Raw genomic sequence first — 22,193 nt, 5'->3', positions numbered from 1 at the left:
TCCGGCGTGGATCTTTCCCTTCACCATCAGGAGCTTTGCATGAACAACACCCCCCGCACGCTGTGGATCGCCGCCTGCCTCGGCCTGGCCGCGCTGACCGCACAGATGCAGGCCCAGGCCCAGACGGCGGCGCCCGCCGGCGCCCCCGCCGGCACCACCGTGCAGTGCAAGGACGACAGCTACGCCTCGCCCGACACCAAGTCCGGCGCCTGCCGCGGGCACAAGGGCATCAAGACCTGGTACGGAAAAACGGCGGCTGGCACAGCTCCGGCACCTGGCGCAACGGCAGCAGCCGCTCCCGCCGTGGAAACCCAGTCCGCCAGCGTCGACAAAACCGGCGTGGCCCCGAGCACCGGCACCGCCACCCGCACCCCCGGCGCGCCCGACCTCACCAAGATGGCGGCCGCCCCCGGCGGTGGCGCGGGCAAGGTGTGGGCCAACGACGAGACCAAGGTCTACCACTGCATGGGCGACCGCTACTACGGCAAGACCAAGAAGGGCGAGTACCTGAGCGAGGCCGACGCCAAGGCCAAGGGCATGCACGCCTCGCACAACAAAGCCTGCACGTCCTGAAGCTCCCAGGCTGGGGGCGAGCCCTAGCGCGGTTGTGACTCGACTTCGCGCGTCCAGCGATCGATCAGGCGCTTGCGCTCGTCGGCCTTGCCGTACTTCTCGAAGTCGTACTTGATGAGCTTCACGTCGGCCATCGACGGAATGCGCGCGTCGGGCTTGAAGGTCTTGTTGGCCGGCGACTGCAGACTGCCGGCCTTCGCGCCGATGGACTGGCCCGCGGGGCTCATGAGCCAGTCGTAGTAGCGCCTGGCGTTGTCCTTGTTGCGCGCGCCCTTCACCAGCGCGATGCCGCCCACCTCGTAGCCCGTGCCTTCGCAGGGTGCGGCGGTCTTCACCGGAAACTTGTCGTGGCGCCATTTTTCGAAGCCGAAGATGAAGCTCACGCCGATCGCCACCTCGCCCTTGGCCACGTTGGGCGCCTGCGCCTGGCCGCTGCGGGTGTAGCTGGTGACGTTCCTGTGCAATTTCTTCAGGTAGTCGAAGGCGGCGTCCTCGCCCATCTGCTGCACCAGGCCCGCGATGATGGTGTAGGCCGTGCCGCTGGTGGCGGGGTGCGAAATTTCGATCTCGCCCTTGTACTCGGGCTTGATCAGGTCGGCCCAGCACTTCGGCTCGGCCAGCTTCTTCTTGCGCAGCACGTCGGTGTTGAAGCCGAAGCCCATCGCGCTGGTGTAGAAGCCGCCCACCATGTTCTGCGACATCGCGTACTGGCGCACCGACCAGTCGTACAGGTCGTTGATGTACGCCGGCCGGTAGGGCTCCAGCAGCCCCTGTTCCGCCGCCTGCAGAAAGGGGTCGCCGGTGCCGCCCCACCAGATGTCGGTCTTGGGGTTGGCGGCCTCGGCGCGCAGCTGGGCGCCGATTTCTCCCGTGCCCTTGTGGGCCTGCAGCACGCGGATGCCGGTCTCGCGCGTGAAGGCCGTCGCGGCCGCTTCGCACCAGCCCGCGTCGGTGCTGCACAGCGCGTTGACCGTGCCCTGCGCGGCGGCGTTCGACACCCCCAAAAAGGCAGCGGCAGCCACACATGTGGCGGTGAGCGCGCCGGTGGCGAGGCGGCGGAAGGCGAAGCGGTGCATGCAGGGGTCTCCTTGTCGTTCGGTGGCTCGACGCTTCGGTGGATCTGAAGCGCGCGAAGCGGCAGGATAGCGCCCGCGTCAAAGCGCGGCCAGCACCTGCGTCAGGTGCGGGGACCTGGCGCGCTGCGCTTTCCGCAAGATGGGCAAGGCGGCCGTCACGCCCTGTAAAAGCGTGAAGGAAAGCACAGTCCGAAAACCCGGAGAAAGGGCGCGGATCTACAAAGCCGCAACAACCGTGAACAGGTTCCGATCGCGCGAAAGACGTGCATCGCGACGGCCGCTTCCGCTCTCGCACCGTTCCTAGAATCCGCCCGCGCCGGGCTGCGCCCTGCGTGCTTTCTCAACTTCAGGATCGGGCGTCATGGAACACAGTACCTACAAGAAATGGGCCGCCGAATTCATCGGCACCTTCTGGCTCACGTTCGGCGGCTGCGGCAGCGCGGTGCTGGCGGCGACCTTCCCCGGCACGGGCATCGGCTTTGCTGGCGTGGCGCTGGCCTTCGGCCTCACGGTGGTGACCGGGGCGTATGCGCTAGGCCCGGTCTCGGGCGGGCACTTCAACCCGGCGGTGTCCATCGGCCTGGCCGCGGCGGGCCGCTTCAAGGCCTCGCTGCTGGCGGGCTACATCGTGGCGCAGGTGCTCGGCGCCATCGCGGCGGCCGGCGTGCTCTACCTCATCGCCACGGGCAAGCCGGGCGCGGACATCGGCGGCTTCGCCACCAACGGCTATGGCGAGCACTCGCCCGGCAAGTACGGCCTCGTGGCCGCCTTGCTGTGCGAAGTGGTGATGACAGCGGTGTTCCTGATCGTGATCCTGGGGTCCACGGCCAGGCGCGCGGCCGGCGGCTTTGCCGGCCTTGCCATCGGCCTGTGCCTCACGCTGATCCACCTGGTCTCGATCCCGGTGACCAACACCTCGGTCAACCCGGCGCGCAGCACGGGCCCGGCGCTGTTCGGGCCGCCGGCCGCGCTGTCGGAACTGTGGCTCTTCTGGGTGGCGCCCATCGCGGGCGCGCTGCTTGGCGCGGCAATCTACCGCGCGCTGCTCAGCAACAACAACGACGACTGAAGCGTCAGCTGCCGGTGCCCGACTTCACCATCGGCAGCGACGTCGATTGCCCGATCGGCTCTGTGCCGGTGGGGTGCGACGCGGCATAGGCACCGGCCTGGATGTCAGACACGGGCAGCGTGGAGTTCATTGCCGGTGCGCTGGTCGACTGGCCGACGGGTTCGGTGCCGGTCGGGCGCGCGGCGGCCATGGCGCCGGCCTGCACGTCGGGGCGTTCGGGCGAGTTCATCTGCAGCGGATGAAAGTCCGAGCCGTCCATGGTTTCGGCCGATGCGTTGACCGCGCCCAAGGCTGCCAGCGCAGCGAAGGAACCAACGGCAAGAAGCTTGAAGGAAGTGCGCATGATGTGTCTTCTCCTGGGTTCAGGTTGTCTCCGGTCGCGTGCCATCGGGCGAACTGCCCGTAGCAGGACCTGGATGCACTCTAGGCACGCAGACTGAGGGGACGGTGAGCGAAGACTTAGCTGCGAGTGAGTGATGCCGCGGGCCGGCATGCTCGTTTCTACCCACTCTACGTGGGCAAGGATGGCAAATGCACCCGCGCCATCAGGCCCGGGCCGTCGCTTCGGTTGCACAGCTCGATACGCAATCCGTGCCGCTCGGCGGCCGTGCGCGCAATGGCCAGGCCCAGCCCGCTGCCGCCCACGGCCGAGCCCGGCACGCGAAAGAAACGGTCGAACACGCGGCCCATCGCGGCCTGCGGAATGCCGGGTCCGTTGTCCAGCACATCGACCACCACGTGGCCGTCGACCTGGCGCAGCGCCACGTCGACCACGCCGCCCTCGGGCGCATAGCGCAGCGCGTTGTCGATGAGGTTGTCGAACACGCTGCGCAGCTCGGCGGCGGGCGCGAAGACCACGGCGGCGATGCGGCCTTCGCTCTCGAAACCGATGTCCACGCGGCGCGCATCGGCCAGCACCATCAGCTGGCTCACGCTCTCGCGCAGCAGCACCTCGATGTCGACCCGCTCGCGCGCGTTGCTGCCTTGCGGCGCGTCCTGGCGCGACAGGTGCAGCAGCTGCTCGATCAGGTGCTGCGCGCGCGTGACGCCGGCCTCGAGCTGGTTGAAGCGCTCGGTGGCTTCGCCGGCCGGCACGTGCGCGCGCAGGTTCTCGATCTGCAGGCCGATGGCGGCCATGGGCGTGCGCAGCTCGTGCGCGGCGTCCTGCACGAAGCGGCGCTGCGTGGCGAAGGCGCTGCGCACGCGCGACAGCAGGTTGTTGAAGGCGCCCACCAGCGGCGCGATCTCGTCGGGCACGCGCGCCAACGAAAGCTCGGTGGGGCTGCGCTCGTCCTGCGAGGCCACGTCGCGCGCCACCGCGCGCAGCGAGCGCGAGGCGGCCGACACGATGACCCACAGGATCAGCAGCGCCAGCGGCAGCAGCAGCGTGATGGGCAGGCCTTCGAGCAGCGCGCGGCGCAGCGCGCGGCGGCGGCGGTAGTCCTCGTTCTGCAGCACCTGCACGCGCGGCTGGTCGGCGCGCGGGCCGGGCTCGGCGGTGAACACGCGCCAGCTGGAGCCCGCGTGCGCGCCGGTGCTCACATCGCCGAAGCCGGGGCTTTTTTGCAGCGGCACCGACAGCACCGGCCACGAGGTGGCGCGCAGCGTGGCGCCGTCGGCGCTCCAGATCTGCACGATGAAGGCGCCGCGCGAGAACGCGGCCTCGCCGTCCATCGGCTGCGGCAGCTTCAGCGGGTCGCTGCCCGCGTACGACTCGGCCACCAGGCGCATCTGGTCGTCCAGCGCGTTGTGCACCAGGTTGCCGTAGGCCACGAAAGAAAACCACGCCGTGAGCACGGCCGCACCCAGGTGCAGCGTGATGAGCCACAGCAGCAGCTGCGTGCGCAGCGAACGCGGCCGCCACCAGCGGCCCGCGCCGCGCACCGCGCCGTTCATGCAGCCACGCGCCAGCCCAGGCCGCGGACGTTGCGGATCGAGTCCGCGCCCAGCTTGCGGCGCATGCCGTGGATGAGCACGTCGATGGCGTTGCTGGTCACTTCCTCGCCCCAGCCGTAGATGCGGTTCTCCAGCTGTTCGCGCGACAGGATGGCGCCGGGCCGCTCCAGCAGCGCATGCAGCAGCGCGAACTCGCGCGCGGTGAGCGCCTCGCGCGCGCCGTTGACCACCACCTCGCGCGTGGTCAGGTCGAGCTGCAGCGCGCCGCCGCCCACCAGCGAATGCGCGGCGCCGTCGCGCCGGCGCACCACGGCGCGCATGCGCGCGAGCAGCTCGCGGAATTCGAAGGGCTTGAGCAGGTAGTCGTCGGCACCCAGGTCGAGGCTGTGGATGCGGTCGTCCAGGCCGTCGCGCGCGGTCAGCACCAGCACGGGGGTGGCGTCGCCGCGCTCCCGGGCCCGCCGCAACACCTCGGTGCCGTCTTGCCGGGGCAGGCCGAGGTCGAGCAGCACGCAGGTGTAGCCGCCGTCGCCCAGTGCGCTTTGCGCCAGCTCGCCGTCGCGCACCCAGTCCGCGGACCAGCCCGCGCCTTCGAGCGCCTGCTTCAGGCTGCGCCCGATCATTTCATCGTCTTCCACCAACAGTACGCGCATGGCGGCGTCTCCTTCGGCCGCAAGGTAGCACGCGAACGGGATGATCGGAAGTGCCTGCGCCGGGCGCAGCGTAATTGCCCAGACTTAAGGCAACCTGAGCCGGCTTTTCAGAACTTCTCGTGCGGCCCCAGGTAGCGCCACTGCCCCACCGGCAGGTTGCCCAGCATGACCTTGCCGATGCGCACCCGCTTCAGGCCCACCACCTTCAGGCCGACCAGCTCGCACATGCGGCGGATCTGGCGCTTCTTGCCTTCGGTGAGCACGAAGCGCAGCTGCTCGGGGTTCTGCCATTCGACGCGCGCCGGCTTCAGCGCCTGGCCGTCCAGGCTCAGGCCGTGGCGCAGCCGGGCCAGCATGGCCGGCGGAAACACCGCCTGCACGTTGGTGGTGATGGGGTCGTCGTCGTCCATGCGCACCAGTTGGCCCGGGGGCGCGGGCTGGCCCAGGCCGTGGTAGGCCACGCGCACCAGGTATTCCTTTTCCATCACCGAGTCTTCGCCGATGAGCTGGCGCGCGATGCGCCCGTCCTGCGTCATCACCAGCAGGCCGATGGAGTCGATGTCCAGCCGCCCGCACGGCGCCAGGCCGCGCAGTTGCTGGGGGCTGAAGAAGAAGCGCGCGTTGTCGTCGGCCCAGCGGTTCTGCGGGGTGAACAGCGTCACCGCGGGCTCGTGGCCGTCCTCGGCCTGGCCGCTCACGTAGCCGATGGGCTTGTTGATGAGGATGGTGACCTGGTTGGCCTGCTGGCCCTTGGCGGCCTTGTCGACCTCCACGCGGTCGGAGGGCGTGACCTTCACGCCCATCTCGGCCGGCTTGCCGTTGACCTTCACCCAGCCGTTGGCGATCCACTCGTCGGCCTCACGGCGCGAGCACATGCCGAGCTCGGCCATGCGCTTGTTGAGGCGCACGGGCGCGTGGGGGGAGTTGGAAGGCTCGGTCATCGGAGGGCTTGATCAATGTGCGGCACCGATGCTATCCTGAACGCAAGCGAGAGTTGATCTCGCCCTTTTTGGGGGATTCCCAAGTGACCACACCAAGCACTCAGACTGCACGCAAGTTTCAATACGCCATCGTCATCGGGCGTTTCCAACCCGTCCATTTCGGACACCAAAGACTCATCGAAGAAGGCCTGCGCGCCGCTGAACGCGTGATCGTGGTGGTCGGCTCCGACCGCAAGCCGCGCAGCGTGAAGAACCCCTTCACCTTCGACGAGCGCGAACGCATGGTGCGCGCCTGCCTGCGCGGCAGCGAGCAGATGCGCGTGAGCGTGGTCGGCGTGGGCGATTCGCCCTACAACGACCAGCTCTGGATCGCGTCGATCCAGTCCGCCGTCGAGCGGCTCATCGTGCAGGACGGCCACGCGCCGGCCCAGGCCAGGGTGGCGCTGGTGGGCCACCTGAAGGACGCGTCGAGCTACTACCTCAAGCTCTTTCCGCACTGGGAATTCGTCGGCCAGAACAGCGTCGAAAGCCTCAACGCGACCGACGTGCGCAGCCTCTACTTCGACCCCGAGAACCGCGGCCAGCTGGCACGCGCCGACCTGCCCGACGGCACGGCCGCCTTTCTCGACCAGTTCACCCGCACCGCCGACTACGCCGAGCTCTGCGAAGAGCGCGCCTTCCTGGTCGACTACCGCGACAAGTACCGCTACGCCGGCAGCAGCTTTCCGCCCATCTACACCACGGTGGACGCCATCGTGGTCGAGGCCGGCCACATCCTGCTGGTGCAGCGCAAGTTCCATCCCGGCAAGGGCACCTGGGCCCTGCCCGGCGGCTTCGTCGGCCAGCACGAGCGGCTGCAGGACGCGGCCATTCGCGAGCTGAAGGAAGAAACCCGCCTGAAGGTGCCGGTGCCCGTGCTCAACGGCAGCATGAAGGCCAGCCATGTGTTCGACGCGCCCGACCGCTCGCAGCGCGGGCGCACCATCACACACGGCTTCTTCTTCGAGCTGGCGCACAACCAGTGGACCGGCCTGTCGGACGTGCGCGCCGACGACGACGCGGCCGAGGTGCGGTGGGTTCCCATTGCCGAGTTCCTCGACATGCAGGACCTCATCTACGAAGACCACTTCTTCATCGCGAATCATTTTTTGGGTGGCCTGGGCAAGAACTGAACGACCGGGCTTTGTCAGCAAGAACGGCCCCGGTTGACGGGTGCCACAGTGAAAGGAGCTTTCACACATGAACCGCAATCTCACCTCCACGCCCCTGGGCAACAACCTGCTGCTTCGCACCGACTCCTACAAGGTGTCGCACTGGATGCAGTACCCGCCCGGCACGCAAACGGTGTACAGCTACATCGAGTCGCGCGGCGGCATCTTCAGCCACTCGCTGTTCTTCGGCCTGCAGGCCTACCTGCGCGAATACCTGCAGACGCCGGTGACGCTCGACGACGTCGAAGAGGCCGCGGCCCTGATGGCGGTGCACGGCGAGCCCTTCAACCGCGAAGGCTGGCTGCGCCTCATCGAGAAGCACGGCGGGCTGATGCCGGTGCGCATCCGCGCGGTGCCCGAGGGCAGCGTGACGCCGGTGCACAACGTGCTGGCCACCATCGAGAACACCGACCCCGAGTTCTTCTGGGTAACGAGCTTCCTGGAGACCGAGCTGCTGCGCGCCATCTGGTACCCGACCACGGTGGCCACGCTGTCGGCAGCTGCCCGCACCACGCTGCTGCGCTACCTGGAAGCCACCTGCGACGACCCGCAGGGGCAGATCGCGTTCAGGCTGCACGACTTCGGCGCGCGCGGCGTGTCGAGCCTGGAATCGGCGGCGCTGGGCGGCATGGCCCACCTGGTGAACTTCATGGGCACGGACACGCTGGCGGCGCTGGTGGCGGCGCGCCGGTACTACGACTGCGACGTGGCGGGTTTTTCGATTCCGGCGGCCGAGCACAGCACGATCACGGGCTGGGGGCGCGACCACGAAGCCGATGCGTACAGCAACATGATCGACCAGTTCGGCAAGCCCGGCGCCACCTTCGCGGTGGTGAGCGACAGCTACGACATCTTCAACGCCTGCGCGCGCATCTGGGGCGACGAGCTGAAGGCGAAGGTCGTGGCCTCGGGTTCGACGCTGGTGGTGCGGCCCGACTCGGGCGACCCGGCGGAAACGACGCTGAAGGTGGCGCAGATACTGGCGGAGCGTTTCGGTACGACGACGAACGCGAAGGGCTTCAGGGTGCTGAACAACGTGCGCATCATCCAGGGCGACGGCGTCAACCTCGACTCGCTGCGGCTGTGCCTGTCAAACTTCTATCACAACGGTTTTTCCACCGAGAACATCTCCTTCGGCATGGGCGGCGGGTTGCTGCAGCAGGTCAATCGCGACACGATGCAGTGGGCCATGAAGTGCTCGGCCATGCAGGTGAACGGCGAGTGGCGCGACGTGTACAAGTCGCCGGTGGGCGACGTGAGCAAGGCATCGAAGAAGGGGCGTCTTGCGTTGGTGCGCGGTTCGGGCGGCGTGGAGAACACGGTGCGCGAAGAGGCGCTGCCGCCGGGGCAGGTCGACCTTCTGCAGACGGTGTTCGAGAACGGGCGCATCGTGGAGAGCACCAGCTTCGAAGCGATTCGGGCACGGGCTGCGGAAGGGGTGAATCAGTTCGTCACTTCTCGGGCGCCGCTCTGAAGGGCGTGTGAACCAGGGCGTGCGAGAGGGGCGCGTGATCAGGGCGAGTGCCACACGCCATCGCCATAATCCGCGCAACTCCCGGAATTCATGACCAAACTCCTGATCCTCAGCGTGAGCGCCGGCAACGGCCACGTGCGTGCAGCACAGGCGCTCGCCGCCACCGCCCAGACCCTCGCCCCGCCCTGCACGGCGGTCCACATCGACGCGATGGCCCACGTGGCCGGGGGGTTTCGCAAGGTCTACACGGACTGGTACATCCAGCTCGTGAACCGCGCACCCGAGCTCTGGTCCTACCTGCACCAACGCACCGACACCACGCCGCACCACGCGCCCTCGCAACGCCTGCGCCGCGGCATCGAGCGGCTGAGCACCGGGGCGCTGGTGAAGGAAATTCGCCGCGAGCAACCCGATGCCGTCGTCTGCACGCACTTTCTGCCGGCCGAGCTGCTGATGCGCGAACGCAACCGCGGGCGCATCGAGTACCCGGTGTGGCTGCAGATCACCGACTACGACCTGCACAACATGTGGCTGGTGCCGGGCATGGCGGGCTACCTGGCAGCGACCGAGGAAGTGGCCTTCAGGCTGCGGGCGCGCGGCATTCCGGCGGACCGCATCCATGTGACGGGCATTCCGGTGATGCCCGCGTTTTCCGAGCCCGATGCGCCGGCGCTCTCGCGCGACGCCTGCGTGGCCGAACTCGGGCTCGACCCGGCGCGCCCCGTGCTGCTGATGGCCTCGGGCGGCGCGGGCGTGGGCGATCTCGCGAGCATGGTCGAGCGTGTGCTCGGGTTGGGCGGAACCAACGGCACGCCAGGCAACTTCCAGGTGATTGCCGTGGCCGGGCGCAACGTGGAGGCGCACGGCAAGCTCGAGGCGCTGGCCAGGCGCCACCCCGGCCGCGTGGTGGCCATCGGCTTCACCAACGAGATGCACAAGCTCATGGCCGCGGCCGACCTGGTCGTGACCAAGCCCGGCGGGCTCACGGTGTCCGAATGCCTGGCGCTGGGCAAGCCGATGCTGCTGATCTCGCCCATTCCGGGGCAGGAAGAACACAACGCCGGCTTCCTGATGGAAGAAGGCGCGGGCTGGCTCGCATACGACGCCATCGGCCTGGACTACAAGGTCGCGCGGCTGATGGCCGACCCGGCCAAGCTCGCGGCCATGGCCGCGCGCAGCCGCGCGCTGGGCAAGCCGCAGGCGGCGCGCGCGGTGCTGCAGCATGTGCTGGGCGCGGCGAAAGCAACGACCGCGACGGGAACGGCGGCATGAACGCCGCCGCCGAAAAAACCGGCGTGGGCCGCACGCTCGGCTACCTCGCCTGGGTGGTCGTGATGGCGTTCTTCTTCGCCAACGCCGAGATCCAGATCGAGGGCGGCGCGGGCTGGGCCACGTCGCTGCCGACGTGGCGCATCGAGAACAGCATCTGGCTCGACCTGTTCTGGGGCGGCCGCGCGATGACGGGCTACCACGCGTGGGTGTTCACCTTCATGGCGCTGGTGTTCTTCTCGCCGCTGGCCTTCAACGGGCGATGGACGTGGCGCAACGTGGGGCTGGCCGCCGTCGGCCTCATCGTGTTCTGGGTGTGCGAGGACTTTCTCTGGTTTCTCATCAACCCGGCCTTCGGCTGGGCACGCTTCAACCCGGTCGATGCGTTCTGGCACAAGCATTGGGCATGGGGCGCGCCGGTGGACTACTGGGGCGGGCTGGCGGTAGCGCTGCTGATCCTGGTGGTGCGCCACTGGCCGCGCAAGCCATGACGAAGGCACGCACACCCGGCGACGACAAGGGCCCTGTCGACCCGCGCCCCAGCCACTGGGCCGACGCGCTGGACGAGCTCCACGTCGAGAACCTGCACCGCATCACGCCCACGCTGTACCGCAGCGCGCAGCCGCGGCGCGCGGACATGGCGGCGCTGCAGCAGCTGGGCATTCGCACAGTGGTGAGCCTGCGTTCGTTCAACGACGACAAGAAGGTGTTCGCGGGCTCCGGCATCCGGCTGGTGCGCGTGCCGATCAACACATGGTCCATCGACGACGCCAAGGTGCTGCGCGCGCTCGCGGCCATTCGCGAGGCCGAGAAGCACGGGCCGGTGCTCATCCACTGCATGCACGGCGCCGACCGCACCGGCGTGGTGGCCGCGGTGTACCGCATGGCCGTGCAGGACTGGGACAAGGACAGCGCGCGCCACGAGATGCTGCGCGGCGGCTACGGCTATCACACGCTGTGGCGCAACATTCCGCGCTACATCGAGCGGCTCGACCCGGTGAAGATGCGCCACGCGCTGGCCCATGCCCCGGTGATTCCGGTGGTGTCCTGAAGGCGCCTGCAGGTTTCGAAACGCGCTCCTATACTGGCCGCCCCGTGGCCACAGGCCATCTACGAACCCCTTCAAAAGGCTTCCACCATGGCACTGCAGATCCGCTCCCTCGTTCGCGCGAACGGCGAACTCGAACTCTCGCTGCACGACGACCCGATTCCCGAGCCGCAGGCGCATGAAGTGGTGATCCGCGTCGAGGCGTCGCCGATGAACCCGTCGGACCTCGGCCTGCTGTTCGGCGCGGCCGACATGGGCACCGCGAAGGCCTCGGGCACGCCCGAGCGGCCCGTGGTGACCGCCACGGTGCCCGAGCGCGCAAGGCCCGCGATGGCGGGCCGCCTCAACCAGTCGATGCCGGTCGGCAACGAGGGCGCGGGCGTGGTGGTGAAGGCCGGTTCGTCGCCGCAGGCGCAGGCGCTGCTGGGCAAGACGGTGGCGGCCATCGGTGGCGCGATGTACTCGCAGTACCGGGCCGTGGCGGTTGCGCAGTGCATCGAGCTGCCGGCAGGCACCACGCCGTCGGAAGGCGCGTCGTGCTTCGTCAACCCGCTGACGTCGCTCGGCATGGTCGAGACCATGCGCATGGAGGGCCACAAGGCGCTGGTGCACACGGCGGCGGCGTCCAACCTGGGGCAGATGCTCAACAAGATCTGCCAGAAGGACGGCATCGCGCTGGTGAACATCGTGCGCAAGCAGGAGCAGGAAGACCTGCTGCGCGGGCTGGGCGCAAAGTACGTGTGCAACGCGAGCGCGACCACTTTCACCGAAGACCTGACGCAGGCGCTGGTCGAGACCGGCGCCACGCTGGCCTTCGACGCGACCGGCGGCGGCAAGCTCGCGGGCCAGATCCTCGGGTGCATGGAAGCGGCGCTCAACCGCACCGCCAAGGAATACAGCCGCTACGGCTCGACCACGCACAAGCAGGTGTACATCTACGGCGGCCTGGACCGCAGCCCGACGGAGTTCGTGCGCAACTTCGGCATGGCCTGGGGCATGGGTGGATGGCTGCTGTTCCCCTTCCTCGGCAAGCTCGGCGACGAAGGCACGAAGCGCCTGAAGGCACGGGTCGTCGCCGAATTGAAAACGACGTTCGCCAGCAAGTACACGCGCGAGGTGTCGCTTGTCGAGGCGCTCCAGCTGGATGCAATCGGCGTGTACGGCAAGCAGGCCACGGGCGAGAAGTTCTTGCTGAATCCGAACAAGGGGATTGCTGCTTGAAGCATTTGTTGCGTGTGATGCGCTGTTGTTCGGGGCGTTGATGTTCAGGGGGCTGATGTTCAGGGCGCGATCACGCCGGCGCGGTGCCCCTTTTCTCGAATGTCCCCCGGCCTTCGGCCTCCTCCTTTATTTCTCGAAAAGGGGCACCGCGCCGTCGTGATCGTTATGCGCAGCGGTTGTTGATCGCGGTTCACCCGCAGCGCGCCCCAGTGAACAGGGCGTCGGGTGCTTCACGCAGCGAAATAAAGGGGGAGCCCGCAGGGCGGAGGACATTCGCGGAGGGAAGTACCCGGCGGCCTGTTCACACGCCCCGAACCGGCACCCTCGAACACAAGCGCCTACTGCAGCACAAGCCGCCCACCGCGCACAGTCACTTCCTTGCGCACAGAGCCGAACTTCGGATGGGCAAGCCACGTCAACCACAGGCTGTCCGGCGTACGGAAGCGCCCCAAACGCTCGCGCAGCGACGCCCCTCTGTCATCGTCGAGCTCGATCGTTTCCAGGCAGCTCTGAACAAGCAAGCTGTCCCGCTCCACCATCCGCAACGACGGCTTCGACACCTCGACGAGCCGCAACACGTCTTCCGTTCCCGCGCCGCAGTAACCCGCGCCACGGTTGCTGCGTGAAGGCTGCTGCGTGACCAGGTAGAGGTACGTCCGGCCGTCCTGCTCGAAGGTCTTCGCGCCGACGATGAAGGCGTCGTCCGATGCGGCGACGGCGCGCTTCAGCGCGGGGGTCCAGGTCGCGTCCACCGCCGGCAACGGCGCGGCATGAAGGGTGACTTGGAGTGCGGCGCCGAACAGCGCGACGAGCGCGACAAGGTGATTCGTCTTCGGGTGCATGCCGGTGATTGTCACTACGCGTCTACCGTGCCCGACAAGCAAAACGCTTGACCCTCTCGTTGCGTCACACCCTAGGATGCCTTCGACTTGAAGACATACGGACAGAGAGATACAGAGAGGGAAGGCATGTTTCTGAAGATCGGCGAACTCGCCCGGCGCACCGGGCTGACGGTGCGCGCGTTGCGGCACTACGAAGACATCGGCCTGCTGGTGCCGTCGCAACGGTCCAGCGGCGGCTACCGGCTGTACGACGGCAAGGACGTGGCGCGGCTCTACCGCATCCAGGCGCTGCGGCGGCTCGACCTGTCGCTAGCAGAGATACAGCGCCTGCTCGACGACGCGGCCGGCGGGCTGTCGGACGTCGTCGCGCAGCAGGTGACGCAACTCGACCGCGAGATCCGCCAGGCCACGGCCCTGCGCGCGCACCTGCTGGCCATGCAGCGCCAGTTGCAGGCCAGCGAAGAGCCCGGGCTCGACGACTGGCTGCTGGCGCTCGAAAGCATGGTCGCGGGGGCGAAATACTTCAGCGACGACGAACTGCGCACGCTGGGTGCGCGGCACGGCGATGACGCCGGCACCACCCAGGCCACCGATGCCGTCGAGACCAGGACGCGCAAGCGCGCCGCGCTGGCGAGCTCGCTGCGCGAACTGGTCGCCGCCGGCATTTCGCCTGAAAGCCCGCCGGCGCAGGCCCTGGCGCGACGCTGGATCGACATGCTGCTCGAAGAAGCGGGCGGCGACGAAGGCCTGCTGATCAAGCTCTACACCATGCACTGGAACGAGCCGTCGCTGCGCGCGCTCACCGGCGTGGACCGGGCCGGCATCCAGTACATCTCGCACGCGATGGCGTATGCGCGCCTCGCGCTCTATGCGCCGCATTGCAATGCCGACGACATGGCCACGCTGCGCCGGCACTACGTCGGGCAGACCGATGCGTGGCCACCGCTGATCGCCGAAGTGCGGCAGCAGATGCTGGCCGATGCGCCCGCCGACGGCGCGCCGATGCGTGCGCTCGCGCAGCGGTGGCGGGTGCTGTCGCTGGCCAAGGCGGGCGGCGATGCGGCGCTCGACGCCCGCTTGCAGCACGCCCTTCGCAACGACCCGGCCCTGCGCGTCGGCTCGGGCATCGATGCGCCGCTGGCGGCCTATGTGCAGCAGGCCATCGCCCGGCTCGATGCACCGTCCAACGCCTGAACGCCTCCACCACGCCAACGACACCGACGACATTCACGACGCAAGCAGCAACGCAATGACCCCGCTCACACAGACGAACCCGCACTTCTTCACCGGCAACTACGCGCCGCTCACCGAGGAGCACGACCTTGCGGCGCTCGACATCGAAGGCACGCTGCCGCCGGGCCTCTCGGGCAGCCTCTACCGGGTCGGCCCGAGCCCGCAGTACGCGCCGCGCGACGACCACTACCACTGGTTCTCCGGCGACGGCATGGTGCATGCGTTCCACATCGAAGCGGGCAAGGTGTCTTACCGCAACCGCTGGGCGCGCACGCCGAAATGGCAGCTGGAGCACGACGCGGGACGCGCGCTGTTCGGCACCTTCGGCAACCCCGCCACCAGCGATCCGCTGGCGCAGGGCCGCAACGGCGGCACGGCCAACACCAGCATGCTGTGGCACGGGGAGCGGCTGTTTGCGCTCGAAGAATCGCACCAGCCCTTCGAGCTGGATGCGCACACGCTGGCGTCCAAAGGGCACCAGAGCTTCGGCGACCGCATCGACTCGCGCTGCACCGCGCACCCGAAGCAAGACCCCGAGAGCGGCGAGCTGCATTTCTTCGCCTACTCGCCCGATGGGCCCTGCTCGCCGACCATGCTCTACGGCGTGATGGACCGGCACTGCGAGGTGACGCAGCGCCGGACCTTCACCGCGCCGTACGCCAGCATGGCGCACGACTTCATGCTGACGCGCGGGCATGTGCTGTTCCCCGTGACGCCGCTCACGCTCAGCATGGAGCGCGCGATGCGCGGCAAGCCGCTGCTGGCATGGGACGCCAGCCTGCGCACGCACGTCGGCGTGATGCAACGCGACAGCAACGCGAATGCAGCGCCCGTGCTGCGCTGGTTCGACACCGACGCCTGCCACGTGTTCCACGTGATGAACGCCTGGGACGAAGGCGACACCATCGTGGCCTACGTGATGCAGTCGGACACCGCCCCCGGCCTGCCCGATGCCGAAGGCCGCCCCGGCGAGCCCGGCGCGATGGCCGCGCGCCTGTGCCGCTGGACTTTCGACCTGGGCCGTGCGGACAACACCTTCCGCCGCGAGTACCTCGACGACCTGGCGGCGGAGTTTCCGCGCATCGACGAGCGCTACACCGGGCGGCGCAACCGCTACGGCTTCTACACCTGCCACGCGACGCCGCGCTTGCGCGACGACAGCGAGAGCGTGCTCTACGACAGCCTGGCGCGCTTCGACTTCGACACCGGCGAGCGCACGCTGCACACGCTGCCTGAAGGCGATGTGGCGTCCGAGCCGGTGTTCGTGCCGCGCACGCCCGACGCGGCCGAAGGCGACGGCTGGTTGCTGGCGGTGGCATGGCGCGCGGGGCAGCAGCGCAGCGACCTGCTGGTGTTCGACGCCACCGACCTCGCGGCCGGCGCGGCGGCGGTGGCCCGGCTGCCGCACCGCGTGCCCTTCGGCTTCCACGGCACCTGGAGGCCCAACGTGCGGGCCAACGCGCAGCAGCACCGCTAGACGACCAGCCGGTACCCCACGGCCGTCTCTGTCAGCAGGTGCTTCGGCTGCGCCGGGTCGGCTTCGAGCTTCTGCCGCAGGTGGCCCATGTAGATGCGCAGGTAGTGGCTCTGGTCGGTGTGCGACGGCCCCCACACCTCGCGCAGCAGCTGGCGCTGGGTGAGCACGCGGCCGGCGTTGGCGACCAGCACCGACAGCAGGCGGTACTCGGTGGGCGTCAGGTGCACCTCGGCGCCGGCGCGCCGCACCAGGCGCGCGGCGCGGTCGAGCTCGATGTCGCCGAAGCGGAACAGCGCCTCGGGCGGCTCGTCGCTGCCACCGCCCGCCGCGCGCGGGCGGCGCAGGTTGGCCCGCACGCGCGCGAGCAGCTCGCCGGTGCCGAAGGGCTTGGTCAGGTAGTCGTCGGCGCCGGCGTCCAGCGCGGCGATCTTGTCGGCCTCGTCGGTGCGCGCAGACAGCACGATGATCGGCACGGCCGACCAGCCGCGCACATCGCGAATCAGCGACACGCCGTCGCCGTCGGGCAGGCCCAGGTCGAGCACCAGCAGGTCGGGCTGGCGCGTGCCGGCCGCCGCCAGGCCGTCGCGCAAGGTGCCTGCCTCATGCACCAGCCAGCCCTCGGCTTCGAGCGCGCCGCGCACGAAGCGGCGGATCTGCGGCTCGTCTTCGATCACGATGGCGGTGGGAGATGGCATGGCTTCAGAGTTGGGCTTCGGCGGGTTCCGGCGGCTCGCGGCGCGGCAAGGCGACCGTGAATTCTGCACCGCCGCTGCGCGCATTCCCCGCCGCGATTTCGCCGCCGTGCGCGCTCACCACCGCCTTGCAGATGGCCAGCCCCAGGCCCACGCCGGGCGTGGCCGACTCGGCCTCGCCGCGCGTGAACTTGTCGAACAGCTTCTGTTCGTGGCCGAGCAGCGCGGCGGGCAGGCCCGGGCCGTGGTCGCGCACGGTGAGCACCAGCGTGCCGGGTTCGGCCCGCGCGCCGACCACGATGGGCGGCGCACCGTACTTGGTGGCGTTCTCCAGCAGGTTGACCAGCACGCGCTCGATCAGCACCGCGTCGAACTCGACCAGCGGCAGGTCGGGGTCGAGCGCGGTCTGCACCACGGTGCTGCCCAGCGAGGTGCGCGCCGCGCGAATGGCCGAGCCCACCACCTCTTCCACCGACTGCCAGTCGCGCCGCAGGTTCACGGCGCCGCCGGCAATGCCGCTTTCGAGCCGCGCCATGTCGAGCAGGTTGTTCACCAGCGCATGCAGCTCGTGCGCCTGCGCGACGATGGCGCGCGCGGCGTCGGCATGTTCATCCGGCGGCAGCGTCTGCAGCGACTCGGCCAGCGCGATGAGCGCGGTGAGCGGCGTGCGTACGTCGTGCGAAATGGCGCCGAGCAGCGCGTTGCGCAGGCGTTCCGACTCCATCTCGACCACGGCCTGCTGCGCCACCTCGACGTAGTGCACGCGCTCCAGCGCAATGGCGATCTGGCGCGCCAGCGTGTCCAGCTGCTGCGCCTGTTCGGGAATGAGCAGCCAGCGCGGCTGCGCGGGCGACAGCGCCAGCACGCCGCGCACGCGCATCGGCGCCTGCAGCGGCACGTAGTGCCAGGGCTGCGCGGCCAGCGTGGCAGTCGCCAGGCCCGCGCTCTGGCCGTGGCGAAAGGCCCAGTCGGCCACCTGCGGGTCGAAGCCCCGGGGCGGCTCGGCGGGCAGCACCAGCTGGTCGGCCGCGTCGGTCACCAGCACCAGCGCATCGCCGCCGAAATGGCCGCGCACCGCGGCCGCGCCGAGCGCGACCACCTGCGAGCTTTCGAGCGCGGCCGACAGCTCGCGCGTGAGCTCGAACAGCGAGCGCGCGCGCCGCTCGCGGCTGGTCGACACGCCGGCCGCGAAGCGCAGGCCCGCGGTGAGCTGGCCCACCAGCAGGCCGACGCCGAGCATGATCGCGAAGGTCAGCACGTACTGCACGTCGCTCACCGCGAAGGACATGCGCGGCGGCACGAAGAAATAGTCGAACGCCGCCACGTTCAGCAGCGCGGCCAGCGCCGAGGGCCCGCGCCCGAAGCGCATCGCCACGCCCACCACGCCGAGCAGCAGCAGCATGACGATGTTCGACAGCTCCAGCACGCTGGCCAGCGGCGTGCACAGCAGCGTGAGCGCCACGCTGGTGGCGGTGGCCCAGGCGTAGGCGGGCCAGTAGGTGGGCGCCTTCTCGTGGTCGTCGCTGTCGATGCGCGCGCCCTCCAGCGGCGCGCGCGACAGGCGGCGCGAGCTGTCGGCCCGCGCGACTTCCATGATGTCCAGCGCGGGCGCCTGCGCGGCGATGGCCGCCGACAGCGGCTGCGCGGCCGCGGGCCACCAGCGGCGCCAGCCCGCCGCCGGCTCGGAGCGCCCGAGCACCAGCGTCGCGCAGTTGAGCCGGCGCGCCTGCTCGGCGAGCTGCTCGGCCACGTCGGCGCCGGTGAGCACTGCCGTGGCCGCGCCCAGTTCTTCCGCCAGCTTGAGCACCGCCAGGATGCGGTCGCGTTCCGCCGCGGCCAGCCGCTGCAGCCGCGGCGTCTCGACGTAGGCCGCATGCCAGCGCACATTGAGCTGGCCGGCCAGCCGCGCCGCGGTGCGCACCGTTTGCGCCGCGCCTTCGTGCGGGCCCACGCACGCGAGGATGGCGCCCGAGGTGTTCCAGGCCTGCAGGCCGCGGCCCTTGCCGTTGCCCCAGGTGCCGCCCGCGCCGGCGCCCGACTGCTCCACGCGCCAGCCGCGCACGTCGTCTTCCACATGCTCGGCCGTGCGGCGCAGCGCAATCTCGCGCAGCGCGATCAGGTTGCCTTTGCGGAAGAAGTTCTGCGCTGCGCGCTCGGCCTGCTGGGGCAGGTAGACCTTGCCGGCGGCCAGCCGCGCGGTGAGTTCGTCGGGCGTGACGTCGACCAGCACCACCTCGTCGGCCTCGTCGAGCACGGTGTCGGGCACGGTCTCGTGCACGCGCACGCCGGTGATGGCGCCCACCGTGCCGTTCAGGCTCTCCAGGTGCTGCACGTTCAGCGCCGACCACACCTCGATGCCCGCGGCCAGCAGCTCCTGCACGTCCTGCCAGCGCTTCGCGTGGCGCGAGCCGGGCGCGTTGGTGTGGGCCAGCTCGTCGACCAGCAGCACGGCGGGCTTGCGGGCCAGCGCGGCGTCCAGGTCGAACTCGGCCAGCGTGCGGCCGCGGTAGGCCAGCTCACGCAGCGGCAGCGCGGCCAGCCCTGCGAGCAGCGCGGCGGTTTCGCTGCGGCCGTGCGTCTCGACCACGCCGATGAGCACGTCGCGCCCCGCCGCCTGCTCGCGCTGCGCGGCGCTCAGCATGGCCCAGGTTTTTCCCACGCCGGCGCTGGCGCCGAAGTAGATGCGCAGCTTGCCGCGCTGGGCGCGCGCCTCGCTGTTGCGCAGCTGCGCAATCAGGGCGTCGGGGTCGGGGCGGAGCATGTCGTTCATCGGCAACTCAGGTTATCGCATCGGGTGGCAGGGGCGCCAGTGGCGTGTCGAACGCTTCGCTCGCGGGCGAAGCGGCGAATTTCCCGCGGCCCAGAATGAATCGTCTGAAGCCTGGAAAGCAGACACACCATGAACAGCACCTCTTCTCCCACCCCTCCGGCTCCTTCGCCGCCCGGCCGCGCCGCTGGCGGGCACCGCGGGCTCGCGCTGGTCACGCTGTGCCTGGCGGTCCTGGTCGCGCAGGTCGACATGGCCGTGGTCAATCTCGGCACGCGCCCCATCGGGGACTATTTCTCCGCGAGCGTCATCGCGCTGCAGTGGGTGGTGGACAGCTACAACCTGGTCTACGCCGTGCTGCTGCTCACCGGGGGCCTGCTGGCCGACCTGTACGGCCGGCGCCGCATCTTCATGACGGGTGCGGCGGTGTTCACCGGCGCCACGCTGCTGTGCGCGTTTTCGACGTCGGTCTGGATGCTGATCGCCGGCCGTGCGCTGGCGGGCCTGGGCGCGGCGCTGCTGATGCCCGCGTCCCTTGCGATCGTTCGGGTGGTGTGGCAGGACGCCGCCGAGCGCGGCCGGGCGCTGGGCATCTGGGCCGCATGCAACGGCCTTGCCATGGCCATCGGCGCGCCGCTGGGCGGCGTGCTGATCCATCACTTCGGATGGCGCAGCATCTTTCTCGCGGTGATCCCGCTGAGCGGGGCCGCGCTGGTGCTGGCGTTGCGCGCGATTCCCGAATCGTCGGACCCCAGCGGCCGCAGCCTCGACATGCCGGCGCAGGTCTCCGGTGCGCTCGCGCTGGGCGGCCTGGCCTTCGCCGCCATCCAATCGCACGACGCGCCGGCGCTGGCTGCCGCCGTGCTGGCGGGGGCCGTGGTCGCCTTCGCGCTGTTTCTTCGCATCGAGCGCGGCAAGGGCGCCGCGGCGCTGGTGCCGCTCGACCTCTTCAAGGTTCGCGCGTTCCGCGGCGCGATGGTCGCCACCGTCGGCATGACCTTCGGCATGTACGGCACGCTGTTCCTGGTGCCGCTCACCTGGTTGAGCACCGGCGCGCTCGACGCCACGCAGGCCGGCCGCGCGCTGATCCCGATGGCGCTGGCGTTCGTGGCCGTCTCGCCGTTCAGCGGCAGGCTGACCACGCGGCTCGGCGCGCGCACCATGACCTGCGGCGGCGTGGCGGTCATCGGCTGCGGGCTGATCCTGATCGGGATCGGCGCGCCCTTCGCATCGATCGCGCTCGCGCTCGCGCTCGCGCAAGCGGGGCTGGTGTCGACGGGCATCGGCATGGGCCTGGCCACCGGCCCGCTGATGGGCGCGGCGGTCGGTGCGGTCGATGCCGCGCGCTCGGGCACGGCGTCGGCGTTGATCAACGTCGCGCGCATCGCGGGCGCCACGCTCGGCGTCGCGATGCTGGGCGCGCTCTTTGCGGCAGCGCACGGCGGTGCCCGGGGGCTGCAGATCGCGATGTTCGCGGGCGCCGCGGTGCAGTTGGGTTGCGCGGGGCTGGCGCGGGACATGGCGCGAAACAACGCGCGAAACACGGCGAAGACTGGCCCGGCCTGACCCGGCGGCTTCGGAGCGGAGATCGGCCCGCATGCGGAAACGGCACGCCTGTCAGCGCGCCGACTCGTCCTTGCCGCGGGGACGATGGTGGCGCCGGACGGTGCGCGACAGCACCCACCACGCAAAGCCCAGCGGCACGAACAGCGCCGCCATGGCCAGCAAGGCCAGCAGCAGGTCAGTGACCATGGCGCAGGCCGCAGCGCGCGAGGTGCTCGCGCCAGCTCACGAGCCGGCCGATCTCGCCGGAGGGCACGCACTCGATCAGCCGGTGCAGCACGTCGGCATAGCGCGCGAGCGGCAGGCGGATCATCAGGCGCACGCAGGGCGCGTCGCTTTCCTGCGAGCAGCAGCCGTGCAGCAGCGGCTCGCAGCGCACCACGCCCGCGTCGGGGCAGCCGGCGATGCTGCGGCGCACGCGCAGGGCGTCGGCACAGCACACGGTGACGTCGAGCACATAGAACGGGCTCGGGTGGTTGTTCATGGGAGCGTGCATTCGCGGCACGCCGGGGTGTTCACGGTAGGCGGCATAGGCCATGGTTGTTTGCTCCTCAACGCGGGGTCGACGGACTGAAGGCACCGGAAGACGCGTCCAGCGCGATGTTCAGCGCCAGCACGTTGACGCGGTGCTCGCCCAGAAAGCCCCACAGCGGGCCTTGCGTGTTGTTGGCGATCAGCGCGTTGACCTGCTCGATCGGCACGCCGCGCGCACGCGCCACGCGCGCCGCCTGGTACCTGGCGGCGGCCGGGCTGATGTCGGGGTCGAGTCCGCTGCCCGAGGTGGTGACCAGGTCGACCGGCACCGGCGCGGTGTTGCCCGGATCGGCCGCGCGCAGCGCCTCGACGCGCGCCTTCACCGCGTCGGTGAGCGCCGGGTTCAGCGGCCCCTGGTTGGAGCCGCCCGAGGCGCTGGCGTTGTACGGCTGCGGCGCGGTGGCCGACGGCCGGCCCCAGAAGTGCCTCGGGTCGCTGAAGTTCTGGCCGATGAGCTTCGAGCCCACGGTGGTGCCGTCGAGCACGACCAGGCTGCCGTCCGCCTGCGCGGGGAACACCGCCTTGGCGGCGCCGGTGACGGCCATGGGGTAGATGAGGCCGGTGAGCGCGCTCAGCAGCACGAAGAGCACGAGCGCGGGGCGAACGATGTTGCCGTGGTTGCCGTGGTTGCCGTTGTTGTTGTTCATGACGAGA

Annotated in this window: 22 protein-coding genes; 11 read left to right on the top strand and 11 right to left on the bottom strand. The window is 69.8% G+C overall.

Annotation, left to right across the window (positions count from 1 at the left end; all coding sequences use genetic code 11):
* The first annotated feature begins 39 nt into the window (after nt 1-39).
* Nucleotides 40-573, top strand: a complete 534-nt coding sequence (locus QTI51_RS34285; RefSeq protein ID WP_116910208.1) for a DUF3761 domain-containing protein — start codon at nt 40-42, stop codon at nt 571-573.
* Nucleotides 574-596: 23 nt separating this feature from the next.
* On the opposite strand, the gene QTI51_RS34280 is transcribed toward QTI51_RS34285, so the two are convergent.
* A complete protein-coding gene (locus QTI51_RS34280; protein ID WP_116910209.1) occupies nt 597-1,649 on the bottom strand; it encodes an ABC transporter substrate-binding protein in 1,053 nt (350 codons plus the stop codon).
* 361 nt (nt 1,650-2,010) lie between these two features.
* Here QTI51_RS34280 and aqpZ point away from each other — a divergent pair, with 361 nt between their 5' ends.
* Complete coding sequence (gene aqpZ / locus QTI51_RS34275) at nt 2,011-2,718, top strand: aquaporin Z (protein ID WP_116910210.1); 708 nt, start codon at nt 2,011-2,013, stop codon at nt 2,716-2,718.
* Between the two features lie 4 nt (nt 2,719-2,722).
* On the opposite strand, the gene QTI51_RS34270 is transcribed toward aqpZ, so the two are convergent.
* The 4 genes from QTI51_RS34270 to QTI51_RS34255 all read right to left on the bottom strand — a co-directional run bounded on the left by QTI51_RS34270 (nt 2,723) and on the right by QTI51_RS34255 (nt 6,208).
* Nucleotides 2,723-3,061, bottom strand: a complete 339-nt coding sequence (locus QTI51_RS34270; RefSeq protein WP_116910211.1) for a hypothetical protein — start codon at nt 3,059-3,061, stop codon at nt 2,723-2,725.
* A 167-nt stretch (nt 3,062-3,228) separates the two neighbouring features.
* Nucleotides 3,229-4,614 (bottom strand): sensor histidine kinase, encoded by a 1,386-nt coding sequence (locus QTI51_RS34265; RefSeq protein WP_116910212.1) that lies wholly within the window; start codon nt 4,612-4,614, stop codon nt 3,229-3,231.
* Entirely contained in the window at nt 4,611-5,267 is a 657-nt protein-coding gene (locus QTI51_RS34260; RefSeq protein ID WP_116910213.1) for a response regulator, read from the bottom strand. Before QTI51_RS34260 ends, QTI51_RS34265 begins: the two co-directional genes overlap by 4 nt.
* 107 nt (nt 5,268-5,374) lie before the next feature.
* Nucleotides 5,375-6,208: a pseudouridine synthase gene (locus QTI51_RS34255; RefSeq protein WP_116910214.1), complete on the bottom strand. Its 834-nt coding sequence runs from the start codon at nt 6,206-6,208 to the stop codon at nt 5,375-5,377.
* Between the two features lie 17 nt (nt 6,209-6,225).
* Here QTI51_RS34255 and QTI51_RS34250 point away from each other — a divergent pair, with 17 nt between their 5' ends.
* The 6 genes from QTI51_RS34250 to QTI51_RS34225 all read left to right on the top strand — a co-directional run bounded on the left by QTI51_RS34250 (nt 6,226) and on the right by QTI51_RS34225 (nt 12,431).
* Nucleotides 6,226-7,380: a bifunctional nicotinamide-nucleotide adenylyltransferase/Nudix hydroxylase gene (locus QTI51_RS34250; RefSeq protein ID WP_286517488.1), complete on the top strand. Its 1,155-nt coding sequence runs from the start codon at nt 6,226-6,228 to the stop codon at nt 7,378-7,380.
* Between the two features lie 67 nt (nt 7,381-7,447).
* Entirely contained in the window at nt 7,448-8,893 is a 1,446-nt protein-coding gene (locus QTI51_RS34245) for a nicotinate phosphoribosyltransferase (protein WP_116910216.1), read from the top strand.
* A 90-nt stretch (nt 8,894-8,983) separates the two neighbouring features.
* On the top strand, nt 8,984-10,165 hold the full coding sequence (locus QTI51_RS34240; protein WP_116910217.1) for an MGDG synthase family glycosyltransferase: 1,182 nt from the start codon (nt 8,984-8,986) through the stop codon (nt 10,163-10,165).
* Complete coding sequence (locus QTI51_RS34235) at nt 10,162-10,653, top strand: hypothetical protein (protein ID WP_116910218.1); 492 nt, start codon at nt 10,162-10,164, stop codon at nt 10,651-10,653. The genes QTI51_RS34240 and QTI51_RS34235 overlap by 4 nt, the downstream gene beginning before the upstream one ends.
* Complete coding sequence (locus QTI51_RS34230; protein ID WP_116910219.1) at nt 10,650-11,213, top strand: dual specificity protein phosphatase family protein; 564 nt, start codon at nt 10,650-10,652, stop codon at nt 11,211-11,213. The genes QTI51_RS34235 and QTI51_RS34230 overlap by 4 nt, the downstream gene beginning before the upstream one ends.
* Nucleotides 11,214-11,300: 87 nt before the next feature.
* On the top strand, nt 11,301-12,431 hold the full coding sequence (locus QTI51_RS34225) for a zinc-binding dehydrogenase (protein WP_116910220.1): 1,131 nt from the start codon (nt 11,301-11,303) through the stop codon (nt 12,429-12,431).
* 338 nt (nt 12,432-12,769) lie between these two features.
* Here QTI51_RS34225 and QTI51_RS34220 read toward each other — a convergent pair whose 3' ends face one another.
* Nucleotides 12,770-13,288 carry a hypothetical protein gene (locus QTI51_RS34220; protein ID WP_132748852.1) on the bottom strand — a complete coding sequence of 173 codons (519 nt, stop codon included), beginning with the start codon at nt 13,286-13,288 and terminating at the stop codon, nt 12,770-12,772.
* A 111-nt stretch (nt 13,289-13,399) separates the two neighbouring features.
* On the opposite strand from QTI51_RS34220, the gene QTI51_RS34215 reads away from it, so the two are divergent.
* The gene (locus QTI51_RS34215; protein ID WP_116910222.1) at nt 13,400-14,467 is read left to right on the top strand and encodes a MerR family transcriptional regulator; all 1,068 of its coding nucleotides are present in this window, start codon (nt 13,400-13,402) and stop codon (nt 14,465-14,467) included.
* A gap of 55 nt (nt 14,468-14,522) precedes the next feature.
* Nucleotides 14,523-15,983 (top strand): carotenoid oxygenase family protein, encoded by a 1,461-nt coding sequence (locus QTI51_RS34210; RefSeq protein ID WP_116910223.1) that lies wholly within the window; start codon nt 14,523-14,525, stop codon nt 15,981-15,983.
* On the opposite strand, the gene kdpE is transcribed toward QTI51_RS34210, so the two are convergent.
* Both kdpE and QTI51_RS34200 read right to left on the bottom strand, forming a co-directional pair.
* On the bottom strand, nt 15,980-16,678 hold the full coding sequence (gene kdpE / locus QTI51_RS34205) for a two-component system response regulator KdpE (protein WP_116910224.1): 699 nt from the start codon (nt 16,676-16,678) through the stop codon (nt 15,980-15,982). The two genes, QTI51_RS34210 and kdpE, sit on opposite strands and share 4 nt — an antisense overlap.
* A 4-nt stretch (nt 16,679-16,682) precedes the next feature.
* The gene (locus tag QTI51_RS34200; protein ID WP_116910225.1) at nt 16,683-19,445 is read right to left on the bottom strand and encodes a DUF4118 domain-containing protein; all 2,763 of its coding nucleotides are present in this window, start codon (nt 19,443-19,445) and stop codon (nt 16,683-16,685) included.
* Nucleotides 19,446-19,574: 129 nt separating this feature from the next.
* Between QTI51_RS34200 and QTI51_RS34195 the strand changes: the two genes are divergently transcribed.
* The gene (locus tag QTI51_RS34195; RefSeq protein WP_286517484.1) at nt 19,575-21,008 is read left to right on the top strand and encodes an MFS transporter; all 1,434 of its coding nucleotides are present in this window, start codon (nt 19,575-19,577) and stop codon (nt 21,006-21,008) included.
* A gap of 51 nt (nt 21,009-21,059) precedes the next feature.
* On the opposite strand, the gene QTI51_RS34190 is transcribed toward QTI51_RS34195, so the two are convergent.
* From QTI51_RS34190 to kdpC, 3 genes are read right to left on the bottom strand one after another with little or no spacing between them, the layout of a single operon-like run.
* Nucleotides 21,060-21,194, bottom strand: a complete 135-nt coding sequence (locus QTI51_RS34190; RefSeq protein WP_286517482.1) for a hypothetical protein — start codon at nt 21,192-21,194, stop codon at nt 21,060-21,062.
* Entirely contained in the window at nt 21,184-21,543 is a 360-nt protein-coding gene (locus QTI51_RS34185) for a hypothetical protein (RefSeq protein ID WP_116910227.1), read from the bottom strand. The genes QTI51_RS34190 and QTI51_RS34185 overlap by 11 nt, the downstream gene beginning before the upstream one ends.
* 13 nt (nt 21,544-21,556) lie before the next feature.
* Entirely contained in the window at nt 21,557-22,186 is a 630-nt protein-coding gene (kdpC, locus tag QTI51_RS34180; RefSeq protein WP_116910228.1) for a potassium-transporting ATPase subunit KdpC, read from the bottom strand.
* Nucleotides 22,187-22,193 lie beyond the last annotated feature (7 nt).

The organism is Variovorax sp. J22G73 (assembly GCF_030317035.1).
Classification (GTDB): domain Bacteria; phylum Pseudomonadota; class Gammaproteobacteria; order Burkholderiales; family Burkholderiaceae_C; genus Variovorax.
This window is presented reverse-complemented; position numbering and strand designations above follow the sequence as displayed.